Genomic DNA, 24764 nt, shown 5'->3' with positions numbered 1-24764 from the left:
GAAAGGAATGGACGGAATATGGATTTATCTCAAAAAAGCCCGGAAAATATTGAATACATGATTGAGGCTATTAAAGGAAAATTAAAAATGGCGAGTGCTTCTGCCCTGCAATCTTCTGCTTTTTCCGTGGAACAATATGATGATATCTATGACCTATATGATGTTGTCAATTCTAAAACAAATCTTAGTATATCTGAAGTGGAAGCGCTAGTGTCTGAGCTCGGTCGGCTACGCCGCGTGTAACACATGCATAGAAAATATAAAAACAGCCCTGTGACTACGATGGCATATAGATCATTTCCTTGATTAGGAAAAAATCTATAGGATCCATGTTAAGTTTACAGGGCTGTTTTTTATAATGAAGAAAGAAACGTTCTACGTTCTATGCATGAGATTCCAGTATGAAAGCAGATTCTGCCTTGCCTACTACAGTACGTGCGTCATTCCGGATCTCTCCTGGGAAATGCTCCGTAAGGCGCTGGATCGTCTCTGCATTGTCATAACCGATCTGTGTAAGAATGGATTTCACAATGAGTCCCCACTCTTCATCTGAGCCATCAAGTACTTTAAAACTAATACCTAGTCGTTCCTTGCGTAAAGCCAAACAAAATACACCCTGAAACCCGCCTTTGGCTACAATGTTATCATCATGGAGCAGAACAGAATCAACCCGGCCTGTCCCTCCGACCATCTCGGGGGCTTTATTCATAGCTGCAGTAATAACCTCTGCCGCTTTGCGGGTTTCTTCATCTTCTATGAGATCTGGGCAAGCCAGTTTAAGAAATGCCGTTGCCATGGTTGAAATGGGCAATGCGAATACGGGAAATCCACAACCGTCCACTCCTGCAGCCATATCACTTGGATCTATTTCACCTAGTTGAGATATAATTTGTTTAATTTCTTGTTGAACCGGGTGATTTAGATCAGCATAGGAAGCAAGATCATATCCTTTTAACTTACTGTACGCAAGAACTCCCATATGCTTACCCGAACAATTATGAAGGAGCCTTCTCTTATCTCCTTGCTGCCGAATATAATCCGTACGGCTCTCCTCATGCAGTGGAAAACTTGGGGCACATACGAGTCCGCCTTCATCCAGGTTTATCTTTTCTTTCATTTGCTCTAATGTACTCCTATGAAAAGCTTCTGATCGATGGGAAGATACCATAAGTGCGATTTCTTCTTGGCTAAAATCGTATGCATCCACAATTCCTGCCCGAATTCCGGGTATTGCCTGAAGCGGTTTGGCAGCAGAACGGGTAAATGTCCTGAAATGAGGATTGCCTGCCGAATAAACAACCTGCTTCTTATCATTCACGATACATATATGTCCTCGGTGTGCACTTTCGAGTACACCCGAACGAAATTCTTTTATTAACATTGTGTCCGTCATGCTTGTTCTCTCCTTCTAAATAAAGGGACCATTTTACATTATTATAGGATGCCCTAACATTCACCATAGTACAGTATAGTACAAAGACGATATTTTAACAGAGAAAATAGGTAAACTATTATGAAAGGTTCATATTTTTATGTTGTAGTTTCTAACGATAAAGGAGTTCATTAAAACATGCTAAAAATCAAAAACCATTCGTTATTATGGACAAGTATCGGTCTAGTTTCAAGTTTCATCGTTATCTTTCTGATTGCTTTTCTGTTCTACATTATTGATGTAGATCTCATTCAAAAACTTGATGTCCGTATACAAAACTTCCTATTCCCTTCCGAAAATAGCTGGTACTACAATCTCCTCCCGCTTATGCGGGTTGTCACTTCCTTTGGTTCCTTTTCCTATTCTCTGATGGTCGCACTTGCCTTCGCTTGTTACTACATTATCTACCGAAGTCGTTACCTAGAAGGGAATATCGTACTGCTAAGTTTTCTCGGGATGTGGGGAATTAATGCCCTTAGTAAATACATTGTGCGCCGAGAGCGCCCGGACCTTGACTTTCTGATCAGCGTTAGCGGATATAGTTTTCCAAGTGGACATGCCATGGTAGCCGCTGGATTTTATGGTTCACTGCTATTAATCGCAGTCTATTCGCAGAAACAGAAAAAAGAAGATCCCACTTTACTTATCATGATTGGCATCTCGGCTATTTTCTTGCTTGGATTCAGTCGTATTTATCTTGGTGTGCATTACCCTTCGGATGTGTTTACAGGATTCATTTCGGGGAGCGTATGGGTGGTTTGTATAAACAAGGTCTTTCGAACGGAATTTGCATTATCTCCCTCTGCGAAACACTAGATGTTACCATCCTTGTTTCAATACTGGCAGGGGACGTTTATATATCGAATAGCAAGGCAAATGAGCAAGCAAAGGAGGCGATTGTTATGTGGGCCATCATCTTAAGTATCGTAATGGCGATTCTCATTGGACTTATCGGCGATGCTCTCGTTGGCCATAACATGCCAGGCGGTATTTTAGGATCGATGATTGCGGGATTAGTCGGTGCTTGGATCGGTTCGATGCTATTCGGTGACTTTGGTCCCGTCATCGCTGATTTTGCCGTCGTCCCAGCCATTATCGGAACAGCTATCTTTGTTTTTCTTCTCGGACTTATTGGAAAGTTGTTTAGAAAAGCAGCTTAACGGGGTAAGAAAAGAACAAGAAGTAATGAACTTATAAAATTTATAAATCAGAGGAGCGATTATGATGAATCAAAATGACATGGAATACAATAGATCTATTGCAGACTACAGAAACGAAGATACGGGAAATAGCAGCAACTTTACGAAAGGCTTATTTATCGGAGGATTGATTGGTGCTGCAGCAGCGCTGCTTTTCGCACCGAAACCGGGCCGCGAACTTCGCGGTGACTTATCTTACCGAATGGGTGAAGTATCCGATAAAACGAAAGAAGTAGCTTGTGTAGTTGGCGATAAAGCTTCTGAAATTGCAAAAACTGTTTCTTCTAAAACTACAGATTTGGCTAAAACCGTTAGTGATAACACTTCTACTGTCCTTTCAAGTGTGAAACAAGCAACTGCTGACGTAACGGATGAAGCTAGAAAAGCTTCTGAGAATGTAGCAGAGGAAGCAAAAAAAGCTTCTGAGAATGTAAACAGCGAAGCACAGAAATCTTCAAACAACATTGCTAATGAAGCAAAAAACGCAACCTCTCAGGTTGCTGCAACTTCTGAAAAAGCTACGAGTGAAGCAAATCGTGAACTGAATCGCAGTTCTAACCATTCATCCACTAACCATTAATCTCGATCATTCATCTGCGTAGCGTATAGCCAGCTGTATACAGCTGGCTATTTTTTCATCAATTTAACGATACGGATTAAAGGAGGAGAATCGATGAGCACGATGAACATAAACACAGATAAGAAAAAAAATGAACAAAAGGAGCTCGTTAATGATCATCCTTTTGAGCTAAGACATGAAGTAAAGAATTTAAATTCTCGTCTCGATGGAATCTATAAAGCGATGGAAAGTGTAGAATTCAAAGACTTGCTGGAAAATTACAGCAGCACCAAAAGACGCCTTTTGTCTAATTTCACTGCTGGGATTGCTCGAGGATTAGGTATGTCTCTGGGTACCGTTGTTGTACTCGCTTTATTAGGCTGGTTACTCAGTCTAATTGTGGATATGAACCTCCCAGGTATCGGAAGCTATATCGCTGAACTGCAAGGCTATATAGACCAGGCCAAGTAACCTTCTTTTATGATTCAATAAAATAATCTATATATTCATAAAAGCCTTATTAATTACCTGTCAGAGGTATTTTATAAGGCTTTTTTATTATATTTATTTTTTATTCTCTTTTAGCGTTTTTTTGTTTTTATTTTTAGAATATCCCCTGTCCAACCCTTAAAGTACATCCATAAGTACATGCTTACCATACTGAGCAAAGTAACCGTAATTGTCACGGTAAATCCCCATGATGTCGTAATCCATGGTAAGTTCTCAAAGTTCATACCCCAAATGGCACCCACCGCAGTAGCTGGAGTAAACACGGAGGTAACAATAGTGAGCGTCTTCATAATATCATTACCTCGAATTGAGGAGGAAGCATCATCGATGGAAATGAGTGTATCAATCTCTTTCTCATAATGTGTAAACAAACTATCCATGCGTTTCATTCGGTAGTAAAGCTTCTTATACGTCAATCTCTTTTCCAAATCCAGCTCATAAAAAGCTTCATTCGCTGCATACATTAATTCCTGAAAAGAAATAAATTGATTACTCCAAAACAATAATTCAAAACGCGCAGTCAAGATTTTATCCATTAATGTCCGGGCATTCTTTTCTTCCATACTTTTTTCCAACTTACGAAGATTAAGTTCAAATTCATCCATACCAATATGAAAATAATGCAGCAGCGTACGCGCCATGACAAATAATCCAGAGATCGCATCGTCTGCTTCCGATAGTACCATTAATCTTTCTTTGGTATAGAGCATCTGCCTAGTGCCTTCATCTATATTTAAGGTAACCAGCGTCCCCGTTTCAACATAAAAGTAGAATTGGCTTTCTATGCCTTCTTCCCCGATATCTTTTTTAATGGTATACAGAATAGAACCGAATAATACCTGCTTCCCTCCTGCTACCGTGCGGGCTGATATATAATTCGTTTCTAAATCAGGTAATTTACTAAGCCATTCTGTAGCTCCAGGCAAAATGTTACTAAGTTCCTTTAGTTCCTCGCATCCAAGGTCGGTTACGTTATAATTTCTCCACTGAAAGTGATCAAAGATCTTCAAATCATGACCCATTTCCTTTAAATCATGCTCTTCCAAAAAAGCCCCTCCCTTCCTTTATAATATCGCAATAAAAGAAGCATGCCCGCATTCCGATGGAAATGCAGGCATGCTTCCAAGCTTACGTAAGCACTTTGATAAGTAAGTTAAAATGAAGATGATTGCGACATAATCTGTTTTAATTTTTCCGTAGCTCTCTTCTGAATACGAGATACGCTCATTTGGGAAACTCCTAGTTTCTGAGCAATAGCCCTTTGCGACTGCCCATCTTGGAACGCGAGCAGCAGTACTTTCTGTTCTTGTTCTTTCAATTGGTTCATCGCTTGCTGAAGATCCATACGTTTCTCTACCGAATCATAGTCATTCACATCTGAACTAATCAGTTCACCAAGCGTAGCTGTACTCTCATCTTGTGATAACGGTGAATCTAGTGAGACATAATGATAAGATTCACGGCCTGCAAGCACCTCTACTGTTTCTTCAACGGTGAGATCCAGATAACTCGCAATTTCTTTCACATCAGGCGAACGTTCAAGTTTCATCGTCAGATCATCAATGGCGTGCTGTACCAGCGCACCTTTCTCTTTGATCCGACGCGGCACTTGTATGTACCAAGATTTATCACGAAGGTAATTTTTCATATGTCCAATCATGCTTTTCATCGCATAAGGCTCGAAAGGAATCCCCAAGGTTATATCGTATTGACTGAGTAACCTAACGAGCGCCATTTGACCAGTTTGATACAAATCTTCATATAAATCCGGTCTATTTCTAGATATTTTCCCAGCAGCCATTTTGACCATAGGCTCGTATTTCTTAATCAGTACGGTGGCAATTTCGTTATCTTTGGTTTGTTGATATTCCCAAATTAACCCTACTGCTTCATCCATAGACTCTTGGGGAGTCGACCGTTCAGTCATACCGTTTCCTCGCTTTTAGTGAGGCGTTTGGTCAGTACAACCTCAGTTCCTTTACCAGACTCACTTGTTACACTTACATCATCCATAAGAGCCTGCATGAGATAAAAGCCTAGGCCACCGATTTGAACGTCATTCAAATCTTTGTCATGCAGTGTAGCGACTCCTTCTCTTTGCTCAACACGTTCAAAGCTCTCCCCTTCGTCTTTGACCGTAATGGCAAGTTCGGAATCGTCAAAATTAAAAATAACTTCTACAACTCCATTTTCCTCACCGTAGGCATAAAGCACGGAATTATTACATGCTTCGGAGACTGCGACTTTCATGTCCTCGATCTCTTCATAGGAAAAACCCATTTTTGATGCAATGCCGTACAAATTAAGCCTAACAATATCAACAAAGTCGGCGGTCGCCGGCAAATTCAGTTTTACACTTTGTGATTCTGCTTTCATTTTACCTTCGTTCCTTTCCTATTGGGTATTCTCCTGTGAGACAAAAAATTTCGAGATACCGGTCATATCAAATAATTTTTGAATATTTGCAGGCACTTCTTCTACTATAAAATTCGCATTCTGACCATGTCTTACTTTTAGGATCGATAGCAAGATACCAATCCCTGTACTATCAATGTATTTCAGATCTTTCAGATTTACGATTAAGTTCTTTTCATTGTCCCCCACGAGTGGTTCCATTGTATTGCGGAAATCAGGTGCAACGGAGAGATCAAGTTCTCCGCTCAGATAAACCTTATTAGCATTGTCAACCGTTTCCGTACTTACATTAAACTTCTCATTTTTGTTTGTATTCATTAGACATCTCTCTCCCGATAAAAATGTTATCTATATTGAATTAACCTCAGGTATACGATATGAAACACTTTTTATCTTCCATCTTTTTCTTCAAAGTATGGAGGTTGCTCTGGAAGTATTATACGTCTGACGAAACTCACTTATTTTTTGTTTCACATTTGACATTTTGACAGGTTTACTAATGTAACCGTTCATTCCTTCCAGAATACAACGATCTTGTATTCCATCCATTACATTAGCAGTCATTGCTATAATCGCAGGTTGAGGCCTATGTCCAAGCTCAGATCTAATCCGTCGAGTACATTCAAGTCCATCCATAATCGGCATCTGCAAATCCATGAAAATGAGATCATATGAATTCGTTAACGCCATCTCCAGCGCCTGACTCCCATCTTCAGCAATATCCGAAGACAAACCAAGTTTCTTCAGCATACTGGTCATTAACTTCTGGTTAATCGGATGATCATCCACAACAAGAACAGTTGCTTTAGAATTCTCCTCTTCCTCTGAACCTTCTGGGAAATTAGGCAGTTCCTTATCTTCCAACAATTGATTATAAGGAAGCATATTCACCGTAAACACAAAGGTAGCTCCTCGCTCTTCCTCCGTATCCACTCGAATGGTTCCTCCCATCATATCCACTAGATTTTTACAAATAGCAAGACCAAGGCCTGTGCCACCGTATTTCCGTGTCATGGATGAATCAAGCTGTGAAAAAGGTTTAAACAAATGATCGGCTTTCTCCGGCGCAATACCGATCCCTGTATCCTTTATTGTGAATTCGAGTACATAGCGGCACTGGTCAAACTCCTTAAGGGACGCCATTAAATATACTCCGCCATTGTCTGTAAACTTAATAGAATTGGCAATCAAGTTCGTAAGAATTTGTCGAAGTCGGGACATGTCTCCATAGAGAACACTCGGGATAGCCTCATCGATGAAGTAAACAAGTTCCAAGTTCTTCTTGGAAGCTTCCACTTGAAACAAACTGTAAATTTCTTTAATACAAGAAGATAATTCGAATGGTTGTTGTTCAAGTTCCATCTTTCCAGATTCCATTTTGGTGAAATCCAAAATATCATTAATGATAATGACCAAGGCATCTGCACTATTACGAATGATTTCGGTATATTCTTTTTGTTCCTCTTGTAACTCTGTTTCCATGAGCAGATCAATCATTCCGATAACACCGTTCATCGGTGTTCTGATTTCATGACTCATCATCGCCAAAAACTCGGTTTTGGCTTGCACTGCAATTTCTGCTGCTTCTTTCGCCTGAACTAGCTCTTGATTAATCCGTTCTAGCTCCATTGTTTTTTGCTGTAAGAGCATGGACTGAATTTTGAGACGCTTGTTGGATAAGTACATATCCACAAACCCCTCAATTTTGGATTTCAAGATTTGAGGAATAAAAGGTTTTACCATGTAATCAATCGCCCCTGCAGAATAACCAGCAAAAAGGTGCTCTGCCTCTTTACTGTTCGCAGAAATAAAAATGATAGGGATATCTTTTGTTTTATCTCTAGCCTTGATTAATTTGGCTGTCTCTATTCCATCTAGACCAGGCATCTGCACATCCAGAACAATGACTGCAAAGTCATACTTCAGCAGGCATCTAAGCGCTTCTTCACCTGAAGTCGCTTTAACGAGAACATATTGCTCACTTTCGAGGACTGCCTCAAGAGCTAGCAGGTTCTCTGGACGGTCATCGACAAGTAAAATATGAATCGGCTCTTTCATCCCCATAGCCATGGTCCCCCTTACTACTTCAACTTACGATATATTTTTTCAACCCGATCCATCGGTTCATAATCTTCACTATAACCAGAGAAGTGAATCGATTCTTTAGATCCGAGTACCAGTACGCCAAGGCGACTCAAACTTTCATGAAACAAACCGTGTACATGACGCCGTAACTCGTCATTAAAATAAATCATCACATTTCTACAGAATATAACGTTAAATTCGTTAAAAGAACGATCGGTTGCGAGATTATGTTCAGCAAAAATAATATTCTTTCGTAAATAAGGATGAAGCATGACCGAGTTATAACGCGCTGTATAATATTCAGAAAAAGCGCGGGTTCCTCCTGCTTCCATGTAATTCTTGGTATACAACTTCATCTTTTCAATTCCATATACGCCTTCTTTGGCCTGCTGAAGGGAGCGTTCATTCATGTCGGTGGCATAAATACGAGACTTCTCATAAAGCCCCTCTTCGTGCAATAGAATCGCCATAGAATAAACTTCTTCTCCCGTAGAACAGCCGGCATGCCAAATTCGAATATAAGGATATGTCCTAAGCAGCGGAACTACTTTCTCACGGAACATCTTGAACAAGCTGGGGTCACGAAACATTTCCGTTACTGGAATAGAGAGACTTTGCACCAATTTCTTAAATGCAGCACGCTCATGCAGTACCTTATGTTGAAGCTCAGATATTGAATTTACATGTTCTGTATCAACATGATGAAGAATCCTCCTTCTCAGTGAAGGCATTGCATAGTTTCGAAAATCATATCCATACAAACGATGAATCCCTTCCAGAAGCAAATCAATCTCGATTTGCTCCCTCTCTTCCTGTACAGGCTTCTCTTCGAAAGGTCCTTCTGAAATTGTCGTTTCCCCAGTTGTCATAAATTGCTCCACTTCCTTACTTTATACTTCCAACCATAAGTTCTGAGTTCTATTCTCTTAAATAAGGGTACTCACTCTTATACCCACTTTTTAAGCTTACGAATACAACCATACTCGCATTAGTGATAAAAGTTGATCCGTTTGTATCGGTTTTTTCACATAATCTGAGGCTCCTGCCTCTATACATTTGCCTCGGTCGTCTTTCATCGCCTTCGCTGTCAAAGCAATAATCGGCAATTTTTCAAACTCAGGAATTTGTCTGATTCGGGTCATTGCCTCATATCCATCCATTTCCGGCATCATCATATCCATCAAGACGAGATCATAATTCCGGTTCTTTTCAAGAAGTTCTATCGCTTCTCTTCCATTCTCGGCAAAAGTTACATCCATACGGTAGCTTTCCAGTACACTCGACAAAGCAAATACGTTACGAATATCATCATCTACTAATAAAATTCGTTTGCCTTCAAATAAAGTTTCCTTGTTATAAAGATTTTGCAAAATCTTTCTCTTGTCTTCCGGCAAGTTTGCCTCTACCCGGTGTAAGAACAAAGTAGTCTCATCAAGCAAACGTTCGGGAGATTTAACATCCTTAATAATAATGGATTCAGCGTACTTACGCAGTTTCAGCTCTTCTTTACTATCCAGTTCCTTACCTGTGTAAATAATGATAGGAAGGTCATTCAGCTGTGCGTCATCACGAATCTGATCCAACAGTTCAAATCCTGTTATATCCGTCAACATAAGGTCAAGTACCATACAGTCATATCTCACTTTGCGCAGTTCCTCAATTGCTTCTTTCCCCGTGGAAACTGCCGTTATGGCTACATCATCATGACCGATGAGTTCAATAATTGCATTACGCTGTATCTCGTCATCCTCTACAATGAGAAGACGTTTCAATGATTTATCTATATAGGATTCAATGTGAGCAAATGCCTGATCCAATGATTCGCGGGTAGATGGTTTTTTCAGATAAGCAATAGCTCCCATCATAAGTCCCTGTTTAATTTCATCCATTACAGAAATCACATGTACCGGGATATGGCGTGTAGACAGGTTTGCCTTCAATTCATTCAAGACACCCCAACCATCCATCACAGGAAGCTGAATATCAAGAATGATCGCATCTGGCAAATAACGCTTCGCCATCTCAAGACCAACGTCTCCTTGCAAAGCAACGAGTGCTTTGAAATCATGTTGTCTTGTCATATCGAGCAAAATATTAGCAAATTTCGGGTCATCTTCGATAATGAGCATCACACGATCCCCGTTTTGAATATCTTCCCGATCATCTTTAATGTTGTTAACAACAGCTACGGACGAGGAAGATAATACTTTAGGCGGACTAGAAGGAATGGTCATTGATTTATCATAAATAACTCTATCTTGCTTAACAAAACTTTCATGCGTTGCTGCTGATTCTTTATACTCATTCACCGACCCATTAAGTTTCACGGCATCTTCTTCAAGAAGAGGCAAGAACAGAGTAAACGTGCTTCCTTCTCCTTCTTCTGAGCAGAGCTTAATTTCCCCGCCGAGCAGTTTAGCTAACTCTCTGCTGATGGATAATCCTAGTCCCGTACCTCCATACTTCCTGCTTGTCGTTCCATCCACTTGCTGGAAGGCTTCAAAGACTAAATCAATTTTGTCTTGTGCAATCCCAATCCCCGTATCTTTTACCGACATCGAAATATAAGGAATATCAACATCAAGATATTCTGGCAGTTCTGTTCTCTCAGCTAGCTTCATATTGACCGTAATTGAACCAGATGTGGTAAATTTGAAAGCATTTGATAACAGATTACGTAAAATCTGTTTCACACGATGTCCATCGGACACAAAGGATGATGGCAGATTCTCATCCGTTTTAAAATGAAGTTTCAGGTTTTTGCTCATCGCTACAGGTGCAAAGTTTTGTTCCACGAAGCCCTGTAGATCAGAAATGTTAACCTTCTCATGGTTAACTTCCATTTTTCCAGACTCTACTTTAGATAAATCTAAAATTTCATCAATCATTTTCAAGAGGTCCGCACCTGACATATAAATGGTTTGTGCATACTCTTTTTGTTTTGGTGTCAGATTTCCGTCTTTATTCTCTGTTAGAAGTTGAGATAGAATAAGCAAACTATTAAGCGGCGTTCTAAGCTCATGTGACATATTAGCAAGGAATTCTGATTTGTATTTCGACGTAATAGACAACTGCATCGCTTGCTGTTCGAGTTGACGCTTCGTAATTTCAATCTGTTCATTCTTCTCTTCTACCTGCTGTACTTGCTCTTCAAGCGCTCTCGTCTTACCAAGAAGTTCTGTATTAAAATGCTCCAATTCTTCCTGTTGACGCTGCAATAGTTCTTCCGAACGTTTGAGTTCTTCTGCTTGTTCTCCCAAACTTTCGTTTGAACGTCGCAGTTCCTCTTGCTGGGTTTGGAGTTCCTCGGATTGCATTTGAAGTTCTTCAGTCAGAGCCTGCGATTCACGCAAGAGTTCTTCTACACGCATACGACGATTAATATTGTTAATGATAACGCCGATATTATTGACAAGCTGTTCAAACAGCTGCTTTTGCATGAAAGTAAGCGGTTCAAACGAAGCTACCTCCACTACACCGAGCATCTCTTCTTCAAATAAAATAGGTCTAATGAGAATGCTGGCAGGTGTAGAATGACCAAGACCTGAGCCAATTTTTAAATATCCATCGGGAGCTTCGCTGAGTTCGATCACTTTTTTATCAAGTGCGCTTTGTCCAACAAGCCCTTCTCCAATTTTGAAGGTAGATTTACTGTTTATTTCTCCCCCATCAAAAGCATAAGCTCCGTAACATTTTAACTCGTCTGGATGTTTATTCTCATCATGAAGATACACAGCACCATAATTCACACCAATAATAGGTGCAAATTCACTTATAAATAACTGGGACACTTGTTCTGTTGATCCTACACCCCGCAGTAAATCCGTAATCCGAGCCATATTGCCATTAAGCCAGTTTTGGTCCTCTTGAGCTCTCGTATATTCTTGCTCCAATAGCTGCTTTTGCTCCAGATCTTCAGCCATGTCTTTAAACACACGGGCAATCTGACCAATTTCGTCTTTCGTTTTGACTTTGATTCTTCGGATGGTGCGGAATCTCCCTTTTCCAAAACTCTGAATCATCATCGAAACGGTATTTAACCCTTTTGTAATACTAGGAATAACCCAAAGAATAATAGCAAGAGCAATAAGTAAACCGGCTACCAAAAAGCCGCCAAGCCACTGTACTGTGTTATTTATTTTTTCTTTAGCAGCTTCAATTTCCTGATCTATCAATAAGTCCTGATAGTCATTCAGTTCAGTTAAACTACTCAGTGTAGCCAGTTGTGTTGCTCCTCCGGCATTGTTCCGGTAGGAGTTAGCTTCTGCCACTTTTCCTTCTTCAAGAAACTCCATAATACGAATGGTATAATCCTCAAAATTTTGAAGATTCTCTTTCACTTCATTTACCAGACGATGTTCCTCTGGCGTAACCGCACGTTCCTCAATTTCTTCAAAATTCTTATTCGCACTTGCCTTTTTATCATCCATCTTCGTGGTCGCGGATTGTAATGTATTCGCATCCGGATTCATCATTGCCGTCGCAAGATAAAAGGCAACATCATTCACATCTGCACGTACGCCAGAAGTGTATCTAGTCTTCATATATCGATCGTTATACATATTATCGATTTCGTTCTTCATGTTGTTGGTGGCATTAAAACTGAGCATGGTAAGCACAAGTAATATCGCCATCATTGCACTGAAGCCAACAAGCAATCGAGTGCGTATTTTCATTCTTTTATTCTCCTTTTAGTGAAATCCATACTAAACAAATATCATCTTCATGTTCTTTGGTCACTTCTTCATCAAAGAACGTCTGGCGCATCTCTTGCTCGTCCAAATTGTGATCCTTACTTAAGCGCTCTTTCAAAAATGCAAGCTGCTCTTCTGTTTCTCCATCCACCGCTTCAAGCAGCCCATCTGTGTACATCGCAATATGACTATCTCCTGTATAATAGACGGTGTGAGTTTCTGCCTCCATCGTATCAAAAAGTCCAACGGGATGCGTGACACGGTCGAGTGAAATCACTTCGCCATTCCCTTCAAAAAGCAGTGCGGGAGGATGCCCAGCATTGACGTAATCAATCCGCATTTCATTCGTGTCAATCACAAGATATATAGCTGTGAAATAATACATAACCAGCTGATCATCAAGATAAAGTTGATTAAATCTTCGGTTTAATTCCTTCATGACCCGGTCTGGTTCAATATAAGTGGTTACTGTATCTTTTAAGACAGAAGCAATAAACATACAAAAGAGTGACGAGGAAATTCCATGCCCCATCATATCCAGCAATATAACCCCGTATCTTCCTTTACCAAGTGGGTACCAAGCATATAAATCTCCTGCAAGTTCAGCAGATGGCTGATATAAAGCATTCACTGTAAACTTGGGGTCTTCGATAGCGGGACTAAGTACCGCATTCTGAACAAGGCTGGCTAGCTTTAATTCATCTTGGATACGTTGGTCTCGCTCTTTACGCCAATCTTTCTCCTGCTTTAGACGTAAAGCAAGACGAATTCGGGCCATTAGTTCCACTTTGTTAATTGGTTTCGTAACGTAATCCACCGCTCCTACATCAAGAGCTTCAGCGAGTTTCTTAGAATCACCAACAGCTGTTACCATAATGATAGGAATATCTTTAAGATGAGGATAGGTTTGTACAATACGACAAGCTTCGATTCCATCCATTTCTGGCATCATCATATCCAGCAAAATGAGATCTACATTAGGTTCCTCCGCTTCATCAGATGGGAGATCTTTATTCTCACCTCGAACTTGAACCCCTAATACATCAAACATTTCAAAAGCAGATTTCGCAGTAACGATATTTTTATAATTTTCTTTCTTTAAAATTTCACGAATAATAATTACATTGGTCGGATTGTCGTCTACGATAAGTATTCTCATAACCCTCTCCTTCTACTAGCAATAATTATACTAGGGTCTTGTTTTCTGTAACAGGAATAATATACTTTCTTAACTATAGCAAATTTTAATCAGATAAGATATTTAAGATCAACGTTCTATCCACAGCAACACCCTTTCTTAAAACGCACAGAAAGGAATGGGAGTACATCTCCCATTCCTTGCCCTCGTATTTTTATATTCACTTCATTTCGGTATATACAGAATCTACACACTTCGCTGAGCTATAACAAGAACCTTACCCTTATCAAGCTCTTTTTCGTAATATTCTGCTTCCGTTTCCGTAAATCCAATGGATACAATTTTAGCGCGAAGTTCATCTCCACGGGAGCGGAACAGATTGGCAATCGAATCAAATACGCCTTCTTCTTTCAAACCAATCTCTTTAGCGTTTGCTTTATCAGCAATTCGATCCGTTCGATCTTCACTATGTGCGAGTACGAAAATATCTTTCGCTAGATAATCTGAGTCACGAAGTTCATTTACCGTTTCCACTGCCTGAATTCCGTTCTCAACGAGTTTAGCATACGCTTTCGAATTCGTTGTTTTCATGATATTCACGCTCCTTAGAAACCTCTAATCTTTCAAATGTTTACTTAGTATATAAACGATCCTGCTTCTTTTGAAACCATGATCTTACTTTCCCTAAAAAGAGGCTTCATCAAAAAATTCCACTTGTTTCAAATGCTGATTTTCATCCAAATAGACTTTTACAGCCTGGTGACCTTTAATGTACACATCTCCATCTTCAGCAATGAAATCTGGTTCTCCAAGCGTATGTTTAATGCTGCGCGGAGTAAGTTCCATATATACATCATTCACCTTTAAGTAGGCTGCATCTTTCTTCACCTGAATATAGGAAACCGTTCCATCTATAATACCGATCGTCACATCATCATAAATATACTCTCTACTACCAAGTATTAAGTCTTCTTTCGTCTGCTCGGGATACCCTTTCTTGCTCAGTACCTCTGACTTGGTATCTTGTAAAGAAATATCATTTACCGTTTTGAATTCATTTTGCTGCTCGATCGGCAGTATTTGAGTTGGTGCCGACTTCTTTACCGCCAACTCTACTGATTGATTGCCTTGCCACATTGCGGCAGGTTCAGCCGTAGGTTGAACGGAAAAGGGAGATGTGAGCGCCAACATGATTAGCATAGTTTGTAACATCATCTCTCACCCTTTCTTCTTCTCCTTATGCTGTACCATCCTGCCGCACGTACGTTTATCCTGTTAGGGATCCTTTTTTATATCGCTATGGCAAGATTTTCTACATACATCCTTTTTAAATTAACGTCTGATTTTGTTCCAAGTATCTGCAGCAATATCAACATAATTGAGCCACTTTTTACTTGTTGAGTTCTCATGATGAGCAAGACTCGGTGTTACGATTCCCGCTGAAGTTCCACCAGCAGCAGGCAAAGCCTTTACTTCGGAAGCTTGTTTTTCTGCTACTCGACTGCTTCTTACCACATTACCGGATTCTTTTTTGTGTTGAAACTTACTCATTACCGTACTTGATACTTGTTTAGCAGCACCTGTTACTTCTGCAAGAACTTCGCCTAAATTTCTCACCGATACCATAACGGGATCAATTTGTTTCATTTTTTGTTCCACATCTACTGTAATTTCATTAGCATGACGAACGGTTTGTTTTACCTCATAACCTAATTCATCGATCGTACCTTGAACTTCTTTCAATGTTTTCGATACATTATCCAGGGATTCTTGAGCTGTCTTTAATGTCTTAATCAGGAAAACAACCAGTACAGCAAAAGCAACCGCAATAATAGCTACGCTAATTTGCCACAACATATTACACAACCTCGCTTTCGTTTCTTCATCATTAATGTTTGTTATTCGAGAATTACCCGCCATGTACCGTCTCGAAACAAGAGGGCGAGCTCACGAAATATAAAAATCGCCAAATTATTTATAAAAGCATCTATCTATTATTTGAAGGGGAAATTCAAACAACGCTGACTCTTATTTGGTATCCTTCCTTTTTTGTTTCACCCGAAGTTCACTCGGTTAATAAAAACTACAAAACGAGAAGAAATTGCTGATGTTCATTGGAATTCACCTACTCATACATAGGATCAGGCACGATCGTTCCTAGGGCCGTTCGGAATTTCTTATCGTAATTAAAAAATAGAAAGGATTGATTCTCATGCTAAAATGGACTCTTATCTTTTTGATTATTGCCGTTGTTGCTGGTATCTTCGGATTCTTTGGTATCGTAGAGGCAGCAGCTTCCATTGCTAAAGTACTCTTCTTTATCTTCTTGGTACTCTTCGTCATTTCTCTTATTATGGGGAAAACGCGAGCCTGACGGGTTATTAAAACATAAATAAAAACATAAAAAAGCTGCTAGCCTTTGCTAGCAGCTTTTTTATGTGATCAAACAAGGAAAATGCATATGATGGATAAATATTGAATTAATTGTTATTTTCTGTGTTTCAATTCCTAGCTAAGTTGGTTATTGTTATCACAGAACAAACTACTACATATATCCTTAGGAGGAAAACAAATGAAAAAAATGATTGCTATTACAGCTGCTCTCGCCCTTACCGCTTCTTTCGCAGGAGCTGCAAGTGCAGCAACTGAAACAACGGAAACGACAACTACACCAACTACGAATGCTGTAACCGTTTCTACCGAGACAACAACTACTACTACTCCAAATGCTACTACTGCAGAAACTACTGTCTCTAACGAGCCAACAAATACTACTGTTGTTTCTACAGAGACAACCGAAGATACGGTCCTTGTAAAACCAGGTGATGGAATTGACCTTCCACTGCTTCCTTTGGAAATTACAGAAACAACATATTTCTACGATACACCGAACGGAAAAGCTCTTGGTGCATTGAGTTCACAATTCGTTTCCGTTACAGGTAACGAAATAACAAACCGCATCACTGGTGATACATGGGTTGAAATTTACACTTGGAAAGGTGTTGCGTGGGTGAACACAGGAAAATAACCTGATCCACAATTAAAATCGTCCTTTATACCATACGTAAGGGTGCCCGCTGTAAGTTATAAACTTACAGCGGGCACCCTTTTTCTTAACATCAATCCTACTAGATCGATGAGATCTCAGTGTATCGTCATTTTAGGTTCTACATGTACATGAACATGCATAATGTTATGGTGCCGTCTCATATTTTCTTCGATGGTGTCACTGATTTTATGCCCTTCCACCAGACTCAAATTCGGGTCTACTTCTACGACGACATCCACCATAACATGGCTTCCATACAGTCTAGCTTTTACATCCTTAATTCCTTGGACTCCTGAAGTTTTGGCAATCGTGCTTCGTAAATCAAGCAGTTCTTCTTCGTTAAAACCATCCGTTAAACTATGCGTTGACTCTCTAAATATATCCCAGGCTGTTTTACAAATTAAGAGACCGACAACAAAAGCCGCTACCGTATCAAGCCATGGCAGACCAAGTTGCGCCCCCAATATGCCAATCCCTGCACCTACACTGACCAAGGCATCCGATAAATTATCTTTGGCAGCTGCCATAAGCGCCTGACTTTTGATTTCCCTTGCAAGTTTGCGATTATATAGATAAACAAAAATCATGACAATGGCTGAAACCGCTGCTACTGCTGCCGACCAAGCGTTTGGAATTTCTCTGCTTCCTTCGAATAATCCTTTGCCTGCATCAATCAATACCTGAATACCAACCATCGCCATAATAAAAGATGCCACCATTGCCGCTACGGTCTCTGCGCGAAAATGTCCATAAGCGTGATCCGAATCAGGTGGTTTTCTTGAGATTTTAAGACCAATCAGTACAGCAATGGAGGCTACAATGTCAGTCATGTTATTTAAACCATCAGCTTTCAGCGCACTAGAATTAAATAGAAACCCACAAAATAATTTAAAAGCAGACAAGACAAGATAAGCTCCGATACTGATCCAGGCACCGCGCTCTCCTCTTTTTATATCTTCATATGCGTTCAACGAAAAAGACACTCCCTCAAATTAACTTTATCCATAAAAACGATAAGTCAGTAAACATGGTCTACCTATGTTACCAAACGGTAAGCGAGTGGGTCTACAGAAACAGTGTTGCCGTCCCACATTGCTGTAGTCAGTGCGAAAAATTGTTGCTTTATAGCAGGGCTGTATGATTAGATAAACTTTTTTTCGTTAGCGCAACTATTCTTCACTTTCCTCCGAACCCACTTTAACTATTCTTTCCCTTGTTCCCGTATTTAAAAACGTATAAAATGAGATGGATATCAGATAAGCAATCTAAACATCTCTTAGGAGGATGTATCGTATGAGTGAAGGTCAAGAACAGCGCAAAATAAGCCTGGCCGATGCGATCAAACAAAAACTGGCACAGAAGAAAGAACAAGCTTCTTCCGGAAATCGTGGTGGATTTCAAAGCGCAGGGACCAAAAAATTAGTCAGTCAAAATAACAAAAAACCGAATAACCAACGTCGTCGTACTGGCGGTTCATAAAAGGTTCTCTGTTAACAGCCTAAAAAAGTCCGTATCTCTTCATCAGAGATACGGACTTTTTGTATTAAATACAGCTAAACTAGACTCAAGCTTCAGCTGGGTACATTTGAGCACGAAGTTGTTTTACTTCTTCACTATCAAGATACTCATCATAACTCATTGTACGATCAATTACGCCGTTTGGTGTAATTTCAATGATACGATTAGCGATGGTTTGAATGAACTGATGGTCATGGGAAGTAAATAGAATCGTACCATCAAAATCAATCAATCCATTATTTAGTGCTGTGATCGATTCAAGGTCAAGGTGATTCGTCGGCTCATCCAAAATCAGTACATTGGCACCGTTAAGCATCATTTTGGAAAGCATACAGCGAACTTTTTCTCCCCCGGAAAGTACACTTGCTTTCTTAAGTGCTTCTTCTCCAGAGAACAGCATACGTCCCAAGAATCCACGCAAGAATGTTTCTTCCTGATCTTTAGAGAACTGGCGCAGCCACTCTACCAGATTCAGATCAACACCATCAAAATATTTAGAGTTGTCTTTTGGGAAGTAAGCTTGAGTTGTCGTAACACCCCATGCGAATTCACCTGAATCTGCTTCTGTTTCGTTCATGAGTACTTCAAACAATGTAGATTTAGGCAAGCTGTTTGGTCCAACAAAAGCAATTTTGTCTCCTTTGTTCACCACAAAGCTCAGGTCATTAATTACTTTTTCACCTTCTACCGTTTTAACAAGGCGATCCACAGTAAGCAGCTGTTTTCCAGCTTCGCGTTCTGGTTTGAAGTTAATAAACGGATATTTCCGGTTGGACGGACGAATATCATCTAACTGGATCTTCTCCAATTGTTTTTTACGAGAAGTTGCTTGCTTGGATTTCGAAGCGTTCGCGGAGAACCGTTGAATAAACGCTTGAAGTTCTTTCATTTTTTCTTCTTTTTTCTTGTTTGCATCACGCTGCAAAGCAAGTGCGAGCTGACTAGATTCATACCAGAAGTCATAGTTACCTACGTAGAGCTGAATTTTACCAAAGTCAATATCAGCAATATGCGTACATACTTTATTCAGGAAGTGACGGTCATGGGATACGACAATAACAGTACCTTCGTAATCCATGAGGAAGTTCTCGAGCCACTGAATGGATTCCAGATCCAAATAGTTGGTAGGCTCATCGAGCAAAAGGTTATTCGGATTACCGAACAAAGCTTGTGCTAGGAGAACACGTACTTTTTCATTACCGCTCAGATCTGCCATTTTGCTATCGTGCATTTCACGAGGAATACCTAGACCAATCAGAAGCGCAGCAGCATCCGGCTCAGCATCCCAGCCGTTCAGCTCAGCGAATTCGCCTTCGAGTTCTCCTGCACGTAGTCCATCTTCTTCTGTAAAATCAGATTTAGCGTACAGCGCTTCTTTCTCTTTCATAATTCCATAGAGTTTCGTGTGACCCATAATTACGGTCTCCAGTACTGGATACTGGTCATATTCGTAATGGTTCTGTTTCAGTACGGCCATGCGCTCACCGGGAGTCATGTGTACTTCGCCTTGGTTTGGTTCAATCTCACCGGACAAAATTTTTAGAAACGTAGATTTACCTGCTCCATTTGCACCAATAAGACCATAGCAGTTACCTGGTGTAAACTTAATGTTTACATCTTCAAATAATGCACGTTTTCCGTAGCGGAGTGTTATGCCGCTTGTACTAATCATGTTAGAAATCCCATCCTTTTATATGAAATTAAATTTATTTCTTAATTGAATCGTAAGGTTCTATGCATGCCTAATGAGCATACATCAGCCATTATGCCGCATTTACCCGTATGGCAACATATTATAGCATAAATATGATGAAGTTTCTCAATTTACCATAGGAATACATAGTTTTTGGATTTATTTCATTCCTCGTGTACAATTAAGTGAGATTCTTAACAGCTTACTATCATTTTTTTTATATATGAACGGAGGTAATTTGAACTTATGAAAATTATATCTATTGAACCTACGCCTAGTCCAAATACGATGATGCTTCACTTGGATGAGCAACTTGAGGCGGGAATTCGAAAAACATATACGCTCGATAATGAACGCTCTGCCCCTGCTTTTATTCGTCAAATGCTTCACATTAGCGGAGTGAAAAGTGTGTTCCACACCGCAGGTTTTGTAGCACTTGACCGTAAAGGAAATGCAGATTGGTCTGAAATCCTTGGAGAGGTTCAAAACAAACTGGGTCAAGAAGGCGCTGAATTAAACTGGACCCAGCCTGATGACGCTGCTGGTGAACATTTTGGTGAAGCTGAGGTGTTTGTTCAATTCTTCCGCGGTATTCCCATGCAAATCCGGGTGAAATCCGGTTCTCAAGAAGAACGGATCTCTTTATCAGATCGTTTTGTCAAAGCTGTCACTGAAGTCGCTTCCAGCACACTCATTAAAGAACGTAAATTAACTGATTACGGAGTACGCTATGGCGAACTGCCTGATATTGCTCGGGAAGTAGAACAAGAACTTGAAGCCGCATTTCCACAGGAAAGACTCATTAAAGTCATTGATCAAGCTATTGCTCACGGTGCCAATCAAGAGGAATTTATAGAGCAGCGTCGGGATCTTACAGATGATGAAATTAAGGCAGCACTACAAAATGAGGACTGGCGCGTTCGTTATTCAGCTTTAGATCAAATGGAGCCCTCTTCAGAACGAATCGAGATGATCCATACAGCCTTACAGGATGAAAAAATGCAAATTCGCCGCCTTGCGATCATATATCTTGGTGATCTAAAGACACCGGAGGCGCAGGAACTATTATATGAAGCAATGCAAGATAAATCACCTGCCGTTCGCCGGACTGCCGGGGATACGCTGTCTGATATTGGGGATGCGGCTGCCACACCTGTCATGATTCCAGCTCTCAAGGACAGCAGCAAACTTGTTCGCTGGCGGGCTGCGCGTTTTCTTTATGAAGTAGGAACCGAGGACGCAAAAGCAGCCCTCCAAGAAGCAGTAGAAGATCCTGAATTTGAAGTCAGTCTTCAAGCGAGAATGGCTCTTGAACGTATTGAATCCGGTGAAGAAGCTGCGGGAACGATATGGCAGCAAATGGCCGGTCGTAATAAAAACTAATTTCACACTTAGCTCACATTAAAGGGATTTTGTACCATTGATTTAGAAGTATCCTTCCTTTATACTAGAATCTGTTTTAAATAAGAGTAATGAACAATCAATCACATAATTAAGATACACCTCATCATACGTAAGTTATTCGGTGAGGTAGAGGTCGCGAATACGATCAGTAAACCAGGAGAGGCATATGAGCTGCCGCTGGTATCCGGGCTGAAAGGCGTATTTGCCGAAATCTGCGAGTAATGCTCTATTGAAATATACTCCAGGTTGGGGCTGTTATCCGAAAGGGACAGAACTGTCATAGCATGATTCTCTTTGTGAAAGGGAACAGCTATGTTGAGCTATCTTCACATTTAACAAAGTAACGTATGGTGCCGAATTCATGATATAGACCGCCGGTGCCTGCCCGCGGTCTTTTTGTATTGTTTGACTCAAATCGAAGGAGTGTATTTAGAACATGCAGCACGACTCACCAGCACCCACCCTAAAAAAAGGGCTTAAAGCCCGTCATATGACTATGATTGCTCTTGGCGGTTCCATTGGAACGGGACTATTTCTAGCGAGCGGCGGTGCCATTGCTACCTCTGGTCCCGGCGGCGCGCTAATCGCCTATGCAGCGGTCGGCATTATGGTATATTTCTTAATGTCGAGCCTAGGAGAACTGGCCACATTTATGCCGGACTCAGGTTCATTTAGCACCTATGCTACCCGGTTTGTTGATCCTTCGCTTGGGTTTGCGCTAGGTTGGAACTTCTGGTATAACTGGGCAATCACGATTGCAGCAGAACTTTCGGCGGCAACACTGATTATTAAATACTGGTTCCCAGACAGTAACTCTGCGCTTTGGAGTTTACTTTTCCTACTACTTATCGTTGGACTGAATGTCCTCTCTGTTAAAGGGTACGGCGAATCTGAATATTGGTTTGCTCTTATTAAAATTATTACCGTGATTATATTCCTAATCGTTGGTGTGATGATGATTGTAGGAATCATCGGCGGCGAAGCCATTGGCTTCACTAACTTTACATTCGGAGATGCTCCGATGCATGGAGGATTTTTTGCACTGCTCGGTGTATTTATGGCTGCTGGTTTCTCATTCCAAGGGACGGAGCTCATCGGCGTTGCAGCTGGTGAGAGTGAAAACCCGCGTGAAAATGTTCCGCGTGCCATTCGTCAAGTATTCTGGCGTATTTTGCTTTTCTATATCTTGACGATTCTGGTGATCGGTCTCGTGATTCCATATACCAACCCTAATCTGCTGAAATCGGGAGTGGACAATATTAGTGTCAGTCCATTTACGTTAGTTTTTCAAAAAGCAGGTTTTGCATTCGCTGCATCGGTTATGAACGCTGTTATTCTTACTTCTGTTCTTTCAGCAGGGAATTCAGGCATTTACGCTTCCAGCCGTGTATTGTTTGCTCTTGCTAAAGAAGGTAAAGCACCTCGTATCTTTGGGAAACTAAATGGCAAAGGCGTGCCGATCTATGCCCTCTTAGCCACGGCAGCTGTAGGGATGCTGGCTTTCTTTTCATCTATGTTTGGAGATGGTGTGGTATATACTTGGCTCCTGAACGCTTCTGGAATGTGCGGATTTATTACCTGGCTTGGTATTTCAGTTAGTCATTATCGTTTTAGAAAAGCTTATATCGCCCAAGGACGTGACTTAAAAGACTTACCTTTCCGTGCAAGATGGTTCCCATTTGGACCAATCTTCGCTCTTATTTTATGTATGATTGTCATTGTGGGCCAAATTTTCACTTTGGATCTAGCTGACTTAGGATGGCTTGATATCATCGCAACTTACTTCACTATTCCACTGTTCCTAATCATCTGGTTTGGATACAAATGGAAGTATAAAACAAAAGTAATCCCGCTTGAGGATTGTGATTTCGAAACGGGTCAATCTTAATAATAAAGCCTGCTCTACAATTGTTGTAGAACAGGCTTTTCTTATTTTAACTCCCAGCTGACCTTTACTTTCATATCTCCTGTATCCTCAAAATCAGACACATAGTAGGAGACGGAATTCAGCCCTAGACTATATAAATCCTTAAGTGCCTCTAAGAGTCTTGCTTTCTCCCCGCTGTAGCGAAAAAGCACTGCCTTCTGTTCTTCTTTTATTTTCCCTTTTACAAGACCTTTCAGATCAGCAGAACTGCGTATAATTTTATCTTCATTATAGAGTACATAATCCAGTTTGTTATACAAACGATCATACGCCGCTGTCTTATTCATGTCTGTTTGCTGCAATACAGCCAGTGTTTCACGGTATAGAGATGTTGCTGCAGGATACTGTTTCTGCCATGTATGGTCTTTTCCCATCTCTTCGTCAGTGAGTAAGTAATAGTTATAACTCACCTTCCCTAGTTGATTAGGAGTTGGATCATCCCAGGTGGTGTCCATATGATACCATTTGCCATCAAGCAACAACAGATTCCAGGCATGAAGTTGTCCTCCTGCTTGCCCCTCTACAATTTGGTTCTTAATTCCCGATTGTTCTAACAACTTATAAGCTAGTAACGAGTAACCCTGACATACGGTACTGCCTGTAGCAAGACCATCGTAAGCCGTATATTTTCTCAGGGATACATCATAAGCCAAATGGAGGACAATCCAGTCATGGATGGCTTCTACCTTCTCGTGTGAATTCATTTCGGGCGTGATAATCTCTTCTAATATCTCTTTCACTCTTCGTTCCACATACACGGTTTGGGCTTTGGTTTCACGGTATTTCAGATCAATCGTCACTTCTGCTGATACATTGTTCCCTTTGTAATGATAAGCATAACTTTTAATATTGTATTGAATATAGGGGTCACTTGCCATTGCCTCTTCAATTGCTTTCTGCAGTGTAGCCTTGAGCGTTTTAATTTTTCCTTTATACGTAAACTTCACACTTTCTGTCCTGTCCAGCATAGCTGTCGTCAGTACGGTATGCATGCTCTCTTGTGTAACTATTTTCTCTGTCGAAGCTGCATATAGTGTATCGAGGTCTACTACCCGGGGGATCACAATGATGATCGCAAGGACGAACAGTACAACGATTAACAAACCAAAACGGTTTTTCCTCAAGATCGTCTCCGCCTCTC

At 40.6% G+C, this 24764-nt stretch carries 24 protein-coding genes, 1 pseudogene and 1 riboswitch; of the genes and pseudogenes, 10 read left to right on the top strand and 15 right to left on the bottom strand.

Annotated elements, in window-relative coordinates; genetic code table 11:
* Window positions 1-18 precede the first annotated feature (18 nt).
* On the top strand, window positions 19-243 hold the full coding sequence (locus tag PV403_RS19615; protein WP_332085692.1) for a DUF1128 family protein: 225 nt from the start codon (window positions 19-21) through the stop codon (window positions 241-243).
* A 139-nt stretch (window positions 244-382) separates the two neighbouring features.
* Here the strand turns inward: PV403_RS19615 and PV403_RS19610 are convergent, their stop codons facing one another.
* The gene (locus tag PV403_RS19610) at window positions 383-1393 is read right to left on the bottom strand and encodes an asparaginase (protein WP_332085691.1); all 1011 of its coding nucleotides are present in this window, start codon (window positions 1391-1393) and stop codon (window positions 383-385) included.
* A gap of 177 nt (window positions 1394-1570) precedes the next feature.
* Here PV403_RS19610 and PV403_RS19605 point away from each other — a divergent pair, with 177 nt between their 5' ends.
* The 4 genes and pseudogenes from PV403_RS19605 to PV403_RS19590 all read left to right on the top strand — a co-directional run bounded on the left by PV403_RS19605 (window position 1571) and on the right by PV403_RS19590 (window position 3661).
* Window positions 1571-2248, top strand: a complete 678-nt coding sequence (locus tag PV403_RS19605; RefSeq protein WP_213534651.1) for a phosphatase PAP2 family protein — start codon at window positions 1571-1573, stop codon at window positions 2246-2248.
* A gap of 86 nt (window positions 2249-2334) precedes the next feature.
* Window positions 2335-2592 carry a GlsB/YeaQ/YmgE family stress response membrane protein gene (locus PV403_RS19600; protein WP_213534653.1) on the top strand — a complete coding sequence of 86 codons (258 nt, stop codon included), beginning with the start codon at window positions 2335-2337 and terminating at the stop codon, window positions 2590-2592.
* 79 nt (window positions 2593-2671) lie between these two features.
* Window positions 2672-3088, top strand: a pseudogene (locus PV403_RS19595) (YtxH domain-containing protein); the annotation flags it as partial.
* 216 nt (window positions 3089-3304) lie between these two features.
* Window positions 3305-3661, top strand: a complete 357-nt coding sequence (locus PV403_RS19590) for a DUF5665 domain-containing protein (protein WP_249717614.1) — start codon at window positions 3305-3307, stop codon at window positions 3659-3661.
* Window positions 3662-3771: 110 nt separating this feature from the next.
* Here PV403_RS19590 and PV403_RS19585 read toward each other — a convergent pair whose 3' ends face one another.
* From PV403_RS19585 to PV403_RS19535, 11 genes are all read right to left on the bottom strand, one after another.
* The gene (locus PV403_RS19585) at window positions 3772-4746 is read right to left on the bottom strand and encodes a magnesium transporter CorA family protein (RefSeq protein WP_332085690.1); all 975 of its coding nucleotides are present in this window, start codon (window positions 4744-4746) and stop codon (window positions 3772-3774) included.
* A 107-nt stretch (window positions 4747-4853) separates the two neighbouring features.
* Window positions 4854-5627 carry a sigma-70 family RNA polymerase sigma factor gene (locus PV403_RS19580; RefSeq protein ID WP_213534657.1) on the bottom strand — a complete coding sequence of 258 codons (774 nt, stop codon included), beginning with the start codon at window positions 5625-5627 and terminating at the stop codon, window positions 4854-4856.
* Window positions 5624-6076: an anti-sigma B factor RsbW gene (gene rsbW / locus PV403_RS19575; RefSeq protein ID WP_213534659.1), complete on the bottom strand. Its 453-nt coding sequence runs from the start codon at window positions 6074-6076 to the stop codon at window positions 5624-5626. Before rsbW ends, PV403_RS19580 begins: the two co-directional genes overlap by 4 nt.
* An 18-nt stretch (window positions 6077-6094) precedes the next feature.
* Window positions 6095-6433, bottom strand: coding sequence for an STAS domain-containing protein (locus tag PV403_RS19570; RefSeq protein WP_332085689.1), 339 nt, complete (start codon window positions 6431-6433; stop codon window positions 6095-6097).
* Between the two features lie 90 nt (window positions 6434-6523).
* Window positions 6524-8179: a response regulator gene (locus PV403_RS19565; protein WP_213534663.1), complete on the bottom strand. Its 1656-nt coding sequence runs from the start codon at window positions 8177-8179 to the stop codon at window positions 6524-6526.
* A gap of 17 nt (window positions 8180-8196) precedes the next feature.
* A complete protein-coding gene (locus tag PV403_RS19560; protein WP_160035797.1) occupies window positions 8197-9069 on the bottom strand; it encodes a CheR family methyltransferase in 873 nt (290 codons plus the stop codon).
* 96 nt (window positions 9070-9165) lie between these two features.
* Window positions 9166-12876: a response regulator gene (locus PV403_RS19555; protein ID WP_332085688.1), complete on the bottom strand. Its 3711-nt coding sequence runs from the start codon at window positions 12874-12876 to the stop codon at window positions 9166-9168.
* Between the two features lie 4 nt (window positions 12877-12880).
* On the bottom strand, window positions 12881-14053 hold the full coding sequence (locus PV403_RS19550; RefSeq protein WP_332085687.1) for a fused response regulator/phosphatase: 1173 nt from the start codon (window positions 14051-14053) through the stop codon (window positions 12881-12883).
* Window positions 14054-14278: 225 nt separating this feature from the next.
* Window positions 14279-14623, bottom strand: a complete 345-nt coding sequence (locus tag PV403_RS19545; RefSeq protein WP_213534668.1) for a general stress protein — start codon at window positions 14621-14623, stop codon at window positions 14279-14281.
* Between the two features lie 93 nt (window positions 14624-14716).
* Window positions 14717-15247 carry a hypothetical protein gene (locus PV403_RS19540; RefSeq protein ID WP_332085686.1) on the bottom strand — a complete coding sequence of 177 codons (531 nt, stop codon included), beginning with the start codon at window positions 15245-15247 and terminating at the stop codon, window positions 14717-14719.
* 117 nt (window positions 15248-15364) lie between these two features.
* Window positions 15365-15889, bottom strand: coding sequence for a DUF948 domain-containing protein (locus PV403_RS19535; RefSeq protein ID WP_213534672.1), 525 nt, complete (start codon window positions 15887-15889; stop codon window positions 15365-15367).
* A gap of 355 nt (window positions 15890-16244) precedes the next feature.
* Here PV403_RS19535 and PV403_RS19530 point away from each other — a divergent pair, with 355 nt between their 5' ends.
* Together PV403_RS19530 and PV403_RS19525 are read left to right on the top strand one after the other, a co-directional pair.
* Window positions 16245-16406, top strand: a complete 162-nt coding sequence (locus PV403_RS19530) for a DUF1328 domain-containing protein (RefSeq protein WP_160035785.1) — start codon at window positions 16245-16247, stop codon at window positions 16404-16406.
* Window positions 16407-16604: 198 nt separating this feature from the next.
* Window positions 16605-17060 carry a hypothetical protein gene (locus PV403_RS19525; protein ID WP_213534674.1) on the top strand — a complete coding sequence of 152 codons (456 nt, stop codon included), beginning with the start codon at window positions 16605-16607 and terminating at the stop codon, window positions 17058-17060.
* Between the two features lie 116 nt (window positions 17061-17176).
* On the opposite strand, the gene PV403_RS19520 is transcribed toward PV403_RS19525, so the two are convergent.
* Complete coding sequence (locus PV403_RS19520; RefSeq protein ID WP_213534676.1) at window positions 17177-18052, bottom strand: cation diffusion facilitator family transporter; 876 nt, start codon at window positions 18050-18052, stop codon at window positions 17177-17179.
* Between the two features lie 322 nt (window positions 18053-18374).
* Between PV403_RS19520 and PV403_RS19515 the strand changes: the two genes are divergently transcribed.
* Window positions 18375-18560 carry a hypothetical protein gene (locus PV403_RS19515; RefSeq protein WP_213534677.1) on the top strand — a complete coding sequence of 62 codons (186 nt, stop codon included), beginning with the start codon at window positions 18375-18377 and terminating at the stop codon, window positions 18558-18560.
* 85 nt (window positions 18561-18645) lie between these two features.
* Here the strand turns inward: PV403_RS19515 and PV403_RS19510 are convergent, their stop codons facing one another.
* Window positions 18646-20271, bottom strand: a complete 1626-nt coding sequence (locus PV403_RS19510; RefSeq protein WP_213534679.1) for an ABC-F family ATP-binding cassette domain-containing protein — start codon at window positions 20269-20271, stop codon at window positions 18646-18648.
* A 267-nt stretch (window positions 20272-20538) separates the two neighbouring features.
* Between PV403_RS19510 and PV403_RS19505 the strand changes: the two genes are divergently transcribed.
* Complete coding sequence (locus tag PV403_RS19505; RefSeq protein WP_213534681.1) at window positions 20539-21675, top strand: virulence factor; 1137 nt, start codon at window positions 20539-20541, stop codon at window positions 21673-21675.
* A gap of 140 nt (window positions 21676-21815) precedes the next feature.
* A riboswitch (Lysine riboswitch) is annotated at window positions 21816-22027 on the top strand.
* Window positions 22028-22132: 105 nt separating this feature from the next.
* A complete protein-coding gene (locus tag PV403_RS19500; protein WP_213534683.1) occupies window positions 22133-23584 on the top strand; it encodes an amino acid permease in 1452 nt (483 codons plus the stop codon).
* A gap of 41 nt (window positions 23585-23625) precedes the next feature.
* Here the strand turns inward: PV403_RS19500 and PV403_RS19495 are convergent, their stop codons facing one another.
* Window positions 23626-24747 carry a transglutaminase domain-containing protein gene (locus PV403_RS19495; RefSeq protein WP_249717617.1) on the bottom strand — a complete coding sequence of 374 codons (1122 nt, stop codon included), beginning with the start codon at window positions 24745-24747 and terminating at the stop codon, window positions 23626-23628.
* Window positions 24748-24764 lie beyond the last annotated feature (17 nt).

This window comes from Paenibacillus sp. GYB006 (genome assembly GCF_036577645.1).
Classification (GTDB): domain Bacteria; phylum Bacillota; class Bacilli; order Paenibacillales; family Paenibacillaceae; genus Paenibacillus.
The sequence above is the reverse complement of the archived record's forward strand: the minus strand, read 5'-3'. Positions and strand labels throughout refer to the sequence as shown.